This is a genomic window from Mycoplasma collis ATCC 35278, from assembly GCF_000701825.1.
Taxonomy (GTDB): Bacteria; Bacillota_I; Bacilli_A; order Mycoplasmatales; family Metamycoplasmataceae; genus Mesomycoplasma_A; species Mesomycoplasma_A collis.
Map to the genome: position 1 here is coordinate 1 of NZ_JNJY01000023.1, position 10,197 is coordinate 10,197.

Here is a 10,197-nt window from a genome sequence, read left to right on the forward strand (position 1 = left end):
AAAAAAAAAAAAAACTTGCTTTTAATTTTTTAAAAACAAGTTAAATATTCATATTTATTTTTATTCTTTTATAGTTTCTTTATAATTTTTTTCTTTATATAGTCACAATGGATTTTGTTTTACTTTTAAATATACATAAATTTCTAATATATAAAAACTTACAATTGTTATATAAACTAGAATTGCTAAGACACAGATAAAAACAGCTAATTCAAAAATAGGAATTTTGTTTAAAACATTATAAATCAAGATAATAAGTCCACCTAACGAAGCGAAAACATAAGTATTAAAAGTTAATAAATTAAATTTTTCAATTTTCCCTCAAACATGGGTTTTACGAAATTGAATATAAGGTTTTTTAATTCTGTAAACTAAAATTAAACAAGAGAAAAAATGTCAAAAAAAGAAAATTATAATTTGACCTATAGTTAATCACATAAATTATTTTCCTTTCAATTTATTATCTATTTTTAATAGTTTATCTTTTGCTTTTTTTAAACTATCAAAAGCAGCTTGTCTAGTAGTAGCAATTATTTCCGCTATTGATGATATCGCTAATTCTTGAAAAAAATATAATTCAAAAACTTGCTTTTGACTTTGAGTTAAAAAATTTGAATATTTTTTAAATAATTCAATAAAATTATTTTTTTCTTCTTGATTAATTTTATTTTTATTAATTTGCTGATTTTGTGTCAATTAAATCCTTTGTTAATGCGTAAATAAATGCATCTAAGTCAAATTCTTGTAAATCTTCCATTTTCTCACCCAAACCAATTAATTTAACATTTATATCTAATTCATCTTTAATAGATAAAATAATTCCACCTCTACTTGTTCCATCCATTTTAGTTAAAATAATTCCAGAAATTGGCGTAACTTCTTTAAAATATTTAGCTTGTGATATTCCGTTTTGACCTGTTGTTGAATCGATAACTAAAAGCGATTCATGAGGAGCATCAGGAACTTTCTTTTGAATTATATTGTTAATTCTTGCTAGTTCATTCATTAAATTAATTTTATTTTGTAGTCTCCCAGCTGTATCGATAATTAATAAATCATATTTATCATTAATCGCTTTATCTAAAGCTCTATAAACAATTGAACCCGGATCTTTTTCATTTGCATTAGGGCTTAAAACATCAGCTTTTGCTCGATTAGCTCATATTTCTAATTGTTCAACAGCTGCAGCTCTAAAAGTATCGCCTGCAGCAATTAAAACCTTTTTATTTTGATCGCGATATTTTTTTGCTAATTTGGCAATTGATGTTGTTTTACCACTTCCATTTACACCAACAACAAGAAAAATATTTAATTTGTTTTCAACAAAATTTAGATTAGTGTCTACAAAAGAATTATTAGCATAAATTGTATAAATTTTATCCGCTATAATTTCGCCAATTAATTTTGGATCTTCAATATTTTCGTTTTTTACTTCTTTTTTAATTTCATATATCATTGTCTGAACTAGTGAAAATGAAATATCTGACATAATTAAAATTTCTTCTAATTCTTCAAAAAATTCTTCATTTATTTTGTTTTTGGAATTTTGTAGTTCTCTAATTTTTTCAGTTAAAGACATATTAGATTTTTGCAAACCTGCAACATATTTGTTAATCTTATTTTCTTTAGCAAGTTTTTTTTCTAATTCTTTTTGATTTTGTTTTTCAAATTTTTGGATCTTTTTTTCTAAATTATCTTGTTTTAATTTTTCTTTTTGTTCGGCATCCCCGAAAAGTCTAATTTTTAATTTGCTAAAAAAATTCATTTTTTATTCCTTGAAAATTTTATAAGTCAATATTTTTAATAAACTGAGCATTTTCTTCTATAAATTCTTTTCTAGGTAAAACTTCGCCACCCATTAATTGCTCAAAAACTTGGCTAGCTATCATTGCATCATGAATTTGCACTTGTAACATTTTTCTAATTGAAGGGTTCATAGTGGTTTCTCAAAGTTGTTGTGCATCCATCTCACCTAGCCCTTTATATCTTTGGATTGAATATTTACTATCCTTTAAATTTGCTAAAATTTCTTCTTTTTGTTTATCATTATAAGCATAAAAATCTTTTTTATTTTGTGATATTTTATAAAGTGGTGGTTGTGCAATATAAATAAAACCATATTCAATTAAAGGTTTGAAATAACGATATAAAAATGTTAAAAGTAATGTTCTAATATGTGAACCATCAACATCAGCGTCAGTCATTATAATTATTTTATGATATCTAAGCTTGTTAATATTAAATTCACTACCAATACCAGTTCCAAAAGCGGTTATTAATGATAATATTTCTTCATTTTTAAAGACTTTTTCATCACTTGTTTTTTGTGAATTAATAACTTTTCCTCTTAATGGTAAAATCGCTTGATAATGTCTATCACGTCCCATTTTAGCGCTACCACCAGCCGAATTCCCCTCTACAATGTACAATTCAGCTATTTCAGCATTTTTTGTTGTGCAATCAGCCAATTTACCTGGAAGCGAACCAATTTCAAAACTGTTTTTTCTTTTTGTAGCTTCTCTAGCATTCGCTGCAGCTTTTCTTGCTTTTTGTGCTAGTAAATTTCTTTCAATAATTTTTCTAGCTTCAGAAGGATTTTCTTTTAAATAACGTTCAAATTGTAAAGAAAAAATCTTATTTACAGCTATTCTTACATCTTTGTTGATTAATTTTCCTTTAGTTTGTCCTTCAAACATAGGATCACTATGCTTAATAGAAACAACAGCAAATAAGCCTTCTTTTAGATCTTCACGAGAAAATTTATCATTTTCTGTTTTAAAAATTTTATTTTCTAAAGCATAATTATTAATAATTCTTGATATTGAATCAAAAAGCCCTGTTTCATGCGTTCCGCCTTCTTTGTTGTAAACATTATTAGCATAAGATAGCATTTCTTCTCTATCTTCCAAAACATATTGAATAGTTGCTTCAACACTAACTGGATTTGTTTCGTTATTTATTGAATATACACCTTCTGCATAAATTGGTTTTTCAATTATTTTTTCATAGCTTTGAGTTAATTCGCTAATGTAATCGATAATCCCACCTTCAAAACAAAATTCTTTTACAATATTAACTCTTTCATCTTTTACAACAAATTTTAATCCTTTAGTTAAATACGCTGTTTGCTTAATACGATCAACAATCATATCAAACTTAAATTCGTTTTTTTCCATTATAGTAAAATCTGGAATAAATTCAATTGTAGTTCCTGTATCATTTTCATCACATTCACCAATAATTTTAAGATCATCCAATTTATTTCCGCCATTTACAAATTCTTGAAAATAAATTTTAGAATCTCTTTTAATTCATACTTTTAAATTTGAACTTAAAGCATTAACTACTGAAGCACCAACTCCGTGAAGACCACCTGAAACTTTATAAACATCTGAATCGAATTTTCCTCCAGCATGCAAAATAGTTAGCGCAACTTCGGCAGCTGATACTCCATGTTTATCATTAATTCCTACTGGAATTCCACGACCATTGTCACTAATTTTTACATAACCTTGTTTTGAAATTGTTATGTTTATTTGGTTAGCAAATCCAGCTAAAGCTTCATCAACTGAATTATCAACAATTTCTCAAATTAAATGATGTAAAGCAACTAAACCTGTTCCACCTATGTACATTCCAGGTCTTTTTCTAACCGCTTCTAAGCCTTCTAAAGTTTGAATACTATTTGCATCATAATTATGACTCATAATACCACCTTTATTTAAAATAATATTTTAAATTATACCTTAATTAAATATTTTTTTTACACAATTAGTTGTTAAACTAGTAAAATAATTTTATGCAAAAATTTATAGCAACTGAAAACGATGATGGTAGAACTTTGTTTAAATTTTTAATAAAAACTTTAAATAAAGTTCCTAAATCTAAAATAGAAAAAATTTTTAGATTAAAAGAAATTGTTATTAATTCGAAAAGGAATAATAACAAAAATTATTTAATAAAAAATGGTGATGAAATTATAGTTTATGGTTTAGATAAAAGTAAAATTAATAACGTTTTTTTTAAATCTAAGAATCAAAAAAAGTATGATTTTAAAATTTTATATGAAGATCAAAATATTTTGGTTGTATCTAAAAGCCAAAATATTGCAATTCACAGCGAGATTAATTGTTTAGATAAACAAATATTAAATTATTTAAATTTTCAACAAAAAGATTCTTTTATTCCTTCTCATGTAAATAGGATAGATAAAAAAACATCTGGAATAATGGTTTATGCAAAAAACTACCAATCATTAGTTGAATTAAAAAATAAACAAAAATTTTTTGAAAAAATTTATTTATTTGAATCGGATATTGTTTTAAACAAAAGTATAAATGTTTTTTTAAATTTAAAAAAAGATGAAAAAAATCAAAAAATGATTGTTATTAAAAAAAGTAATATTGTTGCTAAAACTATTTTTTATCAAGAAAATGGAAGAAAATTTGCTAAATTAATCACAGGAAAAAAACATCAAATAAGAGTTAGTTTAGAATATTTAAATAATCCTGTGAAAGGGGATTTAAAATATGGGGGCACCAAAGCAAAAAGATTATTTTTGCATTCATGAAAAATTAAATTTTTAAATTTAGAAAATAATTTAGAATATTTAAATAATAAGGAGATTATTGATGAAATACAATGATAAAAAACAATGATTAAATGAAGAAAAAATTACAAATTTAGCTAAAAAAATTATGTTAAAACCTAGTAAAGAAGCAATTGAACTTTTGAAAAATGATTACAATCAATTAATAGATTTACTTAGTTTGGTTGAAGAAATTGATGTAACAAATGTCATGCCACTTACAAGAATAGAAAATTTAGAAGATTTAAATTTAAGAGAGGATATACCTAAAAACTATAAAGAAAATAAAAGTAAAATCTTAAAAAATGCGGCTGAAAAAAATAGTGATTTTATTATTGTAAAAAAGGTGATAAAAAATGATAATTAAAGGTAATTGAACAGAAGCTAAAAAAGAAATGGAAAATAACAAAAATAATTCTGTTTCTTTTATTTATAAAGAAAAAAACAAGAAAAATGAAGGCGTGTTAAAAGATGTCGTTTGTACAATCAAAGATATTTTTGCAACAAAAGATGCAAAAACTCAAGCATCTTCATTGTTTTTAGAAAATTTTGAACCTTCATATAATGCAACAGTAGTCCAAAAGCTTTTAGATCAAGGTGCATCTTTTGTAGCTAAAGTTCATAATGATGAATTAGCTTTAGGGGGAGAAGGAATATATTCTGCATATGGTTTAATCCATCATCCTCTTGACCTGAAAAGAAAAATAGGTGGATCATCTTCAGGTTCAGCTGCTACTTTTAGTAAAAATATTGGTTTCGCACTAGCTTCTGATACTGGTGATTCCGTTAGACTTCCGGCATCATATATTGGAAAAGTTGGTTTTAAACCAAGTTATGGAGCTGTTTCAAGATATGGAATGTTTGCATATGCTTCTTCGCTAGATACAGTTTCATGATTCAATCATAATGTTGCTGATTGTGTTGAAATAGCTAAAGTGTTATTTGGTAAAGATGAAAAAGATTTAACTTCTATCGATGTTAAAATTGATAATGCAGCAAAGAAAAAACCTTTAAAAATTGCTTTTTTTGATTTAAAAGTTGATGATTATATCTCTAATCAATTTAACAAATTAATTAATAAATTAAAACAGGAGACAACAGTTGAAAAAGTAGAAGTTAATGAAATACTTTTAAAAGCTGTAAAGCCTGTTTATGAAATTATTTCTTATTCAGAAGCTTCATCAAATTTAGCTAATTTAAATGCTATTGCTTTTGGTAAAAGAGAACAAGGTGAAAATTGAGAACAAATAATGGAAAATAGCAGAAGCAAAAACTTAGGTAAAATGGTTCAAAAAAGAATTATTTTAGGTTCATTTTTCTTAGAGAAAGAAAATCAAGAAGAATTGTTTTTAAAAGCGCAAAAAATCCGAAGAATTATAAAAAATTATTTAGATGATATACATTCTAAATATGATATTTTAATTTATCCAGCAGCTTCATCTATAGCACCATTAATTAATGAAACAAAAATATTTAATTATGTTGATTCGATTTTAACAGCTTCAAATTTAGCTTGAAATCCTTCAATAACTTTAAAATTAGGAACTGATGAAAAAGAAAAATTACCTTTTAATCTTGCGATTGATGCTAAATTATATCACGATGAAAAGCTTTTATCTTACAGCTTATGAATAGAAGAAAAAATAAAGGAACTTGAAAATGGTAAGTAAATATAATGTTACAATCGGAATTGAAATTCATTTAGAATTAAACACTAAAACTAAAATGTTTTCAAATGCACTTAATGATTTTAATTCTATAGAAAATGAAAATGTTAACTTTGTTGACATCGCTTATCCAGGGACAATGCCAACAGTTAATAAAGAGGCTGTTATTAAAGCAATTAAATTAGCAAAAGCATTAAATATGGAAATCGATGATTATTTGGCTTTTGATAGAAAAAATTATTATTACCCTGATTTACCTAAAGGTTTCCAAATAACACAACAATTTAGACCTATAGGAAAAAATGGTACAGTAAAAATTAAAAATAAAGATGTTGAAAAAGTTATTGAGGTAGAAAGAATTCATTTAGAAGAAGATACAGCAAAGCAAATTCACAAAGATGATTTAACTTTATTAAATTATAATAGAGCGGGAGTTCCATTAATCGAAATCGTTACAAAACCAGTAATAAAATCAGCTAATGAAGCTGCTGAATATGTTTCAGAAATTATAAAAATTGCTAAATTTTTAAACATATCTGATGCTAAGTTAGAAGAAGGTTCTTTAAGAGCTGATATAAATCTTTCTATCAGTGAAGATAAAGATAAATTAGGTGTTAAAGTTGAAATTAAAAACATTAATTCACTTAATAATATTAAAAAATCAATTGAATTAGAAGTTAAAGAGCAAATCAAAAAACTTGAAAATAAAGTTGAAATTTTACAGCAAACTAAAAGATTTGATGATAATTTACAACAAAATATCGTAATGCGTGAAAAAACAGATGGCATTGATTATCGTTATTTTCCAGAACCTAACATCCCTATGATGAAACTAACAAAAGATTTTGTTGATAGTATAAAAATTGAAAAAATGCACTGAGAATGAGTTGAAGAATATAAAAATCTTGGTATTTCTGATAAATTTATTGAACAATTAATAAATGATCTTGATTTATTGAATTTTTTTGAACAAATTAATTTTAGTGATAAATCAAAAAGTGTAAAGTTTTTATTTTCTGAAATTGTGCCTTTAATAAAAGTTTATGATTATAAAAACCTTAAAATATCAGCATCAAATATAAGAGAAATATTAGAATTAGAAGCAAAAAATAAAATTTCTTCAAAACAAGCAAAAGAATTAGTTGTTTATAAAAATAATGAAGATTTAACTATTAATGAGTTAGTAGATAAATACAACATTAAGCAGTTGGAAAATGATGATCAAATAAAAGAAATAATTGATGAATTAATAAAAGAAAACAGTGAAATTGTTCAAGAATATACAACAAGAAAAGAAAGAGTTTTGAAATTTTTACTTGGCCAAATAATGAAAAAAACAAAAGGAAGCGCAAATCCTCAACTAGCAAATAAAATATTAAATAATATTTTAGAAAAAATGTTTAAATAATAAAGAAAAATAGGATTAAATAATGGCTAATTATACAACTGAAAAAGAAGGACAAAAAGTTTTTTTTACAAAATTTGGAATTTGAGACCCTAATTATCAAAATGATGAAAATGTAAAATTAATAAATAATACTGACGGAATATATAAAGGTGTTATTTTTGAATTTAAAATTCATATCAATAATTATAATAGTGTTTTATTTCAAGCTATTAAATATTTATCTTCACAAAGAATTAAAGGCCAAAATATTCCTAAAAATATTTTGCTAATTTCACTTAATGATGAAAAGGCATTTTTGTATAATTCCGCTGATTTTATTTCAGAAATTGAAGAAATATATATTGGGGGTGCAAGCAAAAAAAATAATGATTTTATAAACGAAAACAACATCGAACCTGTAATTATTAAAAATATTTTTAAAAAAGAAGGAATGGAAGAAATTCTAAAAATAATGAATGATATTAGTTTTACTAAAATCAATATTGATCAATATTGTGTTGTTGGTTGAGCTGAAAGATATTACAAATCTGTTCCAAATGCTAATAAAACTGATTTTTTTGAAGAATTAAAAAAACCTAATGAATTTTCTCAATTCATCAATCCTTGAAAGGGGAAGGAAGAGGAATTTAAATATATTATGGATCTGTTAAATGATCCTAATAACAAAGCTAAATTGGGCGCGTTTTATACTCATAAAGAATATGCGAAATATTCTTATGAATTAGTAAAAAAAGCAATAAATGAAAGACCCAAAGGTAATGATTATGTAATTATTGACAGATGCGCTGGAACTGGTAATTTAGAAGAGTTATTTACAGATGAAGAATTATCTCACACTATTGTTTCGACATATGAACTTTGAGAATGAATTGTTTTAAATAAACGTATTGGTGAAAAAGTAAAATTAATAATCCCCCCCAGCCGAATCATAAAGATGGACTTTTAAATGGGGGAGATGCTTTAAAGCAAGATATTTTCCCAGAATGTAAAGAATATATTGAGAACCCAAAATGTACAGTTATAATTTTAGAAAATCCTCCTTACAGAGACGAAACTACTAACCTTAGAAAAATTGGGGTAGGAAAAGTTAGAGAGACATTTGTAAAAAATGAAATGACTAAAAATGTAACTAATGGTAGAATAGCTAATGAATTATCTAGCCAATTTATATGAAGTGCTTTTAAGTATTATTTAAAAAAAGAAGGAGATAGTTTAATTTTATATAGTCCTATTAAATATTGAAAATCGCAACATTTAATAAATATGGAATTTAAAGAGGGCTATTTATTAAATAGAAAATTTTTTCATGCTAGCGAAAGTGCTATATCATTAATTTGATGAAAAAATAGTGAAAAAGCTAGAGAATTAAATCACATTACCTTAAAACCGATTATGTTATTAGCTCAAGAAAATTATACTTCATTTCCACTTGAGGATGTAATTGTAAAAAAAGTTTTTAATAACTTAAATTTTTATTTTGACCCCAAAGAACAAAGAGATAAAGAAAATTATATTGCTATGCTTAATCTTTCAGGATACAATCTTGATAGCGCTAGTGGAAGACTGATGCGAAGACTTGAAGACTTAAAAGGACATGGAACTAAAAAATTATTATATAGAGAGAATTTTTTTGAAAAACTACCATTATTTGCCGCTAAAAAATATACTCATACCCATTGAAAAGAAAAGGACGTAATTTACACAACAAGCGATGGAAAAAATAAATATTTAAAAGATATAAAATTTTTACGAAATTGTGCTTTTTGAGTTGCTATGAGTGATAAAAATGAAATTTTTTCATCTAAAATACAAAACAAAATTTTGCAAAACGAATTAACATTTTCAAATGTTTTAATTGATGAAGAAAGAATTGGACATTACATAACTGAAATGGATAAATATTTTAACGAATATAAGTTTAGTACAGAGGAAAATAAAATATTAAAACAGTTTCTTAAAATTCACAAAATTTTAAAAAGCCCAGAATTTGTTCTTCAATTAAATGAAATATCTAAATGCAACGAAATTTTAAATTATGATAAAGAGCTTGTTTATGGTGTTGCTCAAATTAACAAACAATTTAATCTTAATTACAAAAGAGATGAATTGGGAAATAAAATTTACAAAGAGTGTAATAAAGAGTTATTTAATTTAATCAAAAATAAAACATTTAAAATGAACGATATTCTAAATACAGAACTTAACAAATTAAACAAAATGGTGAGTAAATATTATGATATTTATATTGTTTCCAAATTATTTGAATATGAATTATTAAAATAATTTGGGAAAATACTACTTAGAAAAGTTCTACTTAATTGTTAAAAACTTTTTAAGTCATTTTTAATTAAATAATATATATTATTTGTGGACAACATAATAAAAATAACATTTAATTGTTTGCAACATAATAAAAATATAATTTGTATATTACCTAAAATGAACATTCAAGCGCAACACTTTTGTGTTTGTGCTTTTATTTTACAATTTTTTATTAAATAAACAAAATATTTATAAAAAAAGCAATAAAAAAA

General features: G+C 24.5%; 10 protein-coding genes. 6 read left to right on the forward strand and 4 right to left on the reverse strand.

Annotation, left to right across the window (positions count from 1 at the left end; genetic code table 4):
- Window positions 1–60: 60 nt before the first annotated feature.
- Genes T403_RS0103675 through T403_RS0103690 form a run of 4 tightly spaced genes read right to left on the reverse strand, consistent with a single transcriptional unit; the run spans window position 61 to window position 3,707 of the window.
- Complete coding sequence (locus tag T403_RS0103675; protein ID WP_033161468.1) at window positions 61–438, reverse strand: hypothetical protein; 378 nt, start codon at window positions 436–438, stop codon at window positions 61–63.
- 3 nt (window positions 439–441) lie between these two features.
- Window positions 442–696 carry a helix-turn-helix domain-containing protein gene (locus T403_RS0103680; protein ID WP_240532070.1) on the reverse strand — a complete coding sequence of 85 codons (255 nt, stop codon included), beginning with the start codon at window positions 694–696 and terminating at the stop codon, window positions 442–444.
- On the reverse strand, window positions 674–1,765 hold the full coding sequence (ftsY, locus tag T403_RS0103685; RefSeq protein WP_033161469.1) for a signal recognition particle-docking protein FtsY: 1,092 nt from the start codon (window positions 1,763–1,765) through the stop codon (window positions 674–676). Before ftsY ends, T403_RS0103680 begins: the two co-directional genes overlap by 23 nt.
- 19 nt (window positions 1,766–1,784) lie before the next feature.
- A complete protein-coding gene (locus T403_RS0103690) occupies window positions 1,785–3,707 on the reverse strand; it encodes a DNA topoisomerase subunit B (protein ID WP_033161470.1) in 1,923 nt (640 codons plus the stop codon).
- Between the two features lie 92 nt (window positions 3,708–3,799).
- Here T403_RS0103690 and T403_RS0103695 point away from each other — a divergent pair, with 92 nt between their 5' ends.
- From T403_RS0103695 to T403_RS0103720, 6 genes are all read left to right on the forward strand, one after another.
- Window positions 3,800–4,648, forward strand: a complete 849-nt coding sequence (locus T403_RS0103695) for a pseudouridine synthase (RefSeq protein ID WP_033161471.1) — start codon at window positions 3,800–3,802, stop codon at window positions 4,646–4,648.
- Window positions 4,632–4,955: an Asp-tRNA(Asn)/Glu-tRNA(Gln) amidotransferase subunit GatC gene (locus tag T403_RS0103700; protein WP_033161472.1), complete on the forward strand. Its 324-nt coding sequence runs from the start codon at window positions 4,632–4,634 to the stop codon at window positions 4,953–4,955. Before T403_RS0103695 ends, T403_RS0103700 begins: the two co-directional genes overlap by 17 nt.
- On the forward strand, window positions 4,945–6,258 hold the full coding sequence (locus tag T403_RS0103705) for an amidase family protein (RefSeq protein ID WP_033161473.1): 1,314 nt from the start codon (window positions 4,945–4,947) through the stop codon (window positions 6,256–6,258). Before T403_RS0103700 ends, T403_RS0103705 begins: the two co-directional genes overlap by 11 nt.
- Window positions 6,248–7,663, forward strand: a complete 1,416-nt coding sequence (gatB, locus tag T403_RS0103710; RefSeq protein ID WP_033161474.1) for an Asp-tRNA(Asn)/Glu-tRNA(Gln) amidotransferase subunit GatB — start codon at window positions 6,248–6,250, stop codon at window positions 7,661–7,663. The genes T403_RS0103705 and gatB overlap by 11 nt, the downstream gene beginning before the upstream one ends.
- A 22-nt stretch (window positions 7,664–7,685) precedes the next feature.
- Window positions 7,686–8,609: a hypothetical protein gene (locus T403_RS0103715; protein ID WP_033161475.1), complete on the forward strand. Its 924-nt coding sequence runs from the start codon at window positions 7,686–7,688 to the stop codon at window positions 8,607–8,609.
- 167 nt (window positions 8,610–8,776) lie between these two features.
- Entirely contained in the window at window positions 8,777–9,946 is a 1,170-nt protein-coding gene (locus tag T403_RS0103720) for a hypothetical protein (RefSeq protein ID WP_033161476.1), read from the forward strand.
- Window positions 9,947–10,197 lie beyond the last annotated feature (251 nt).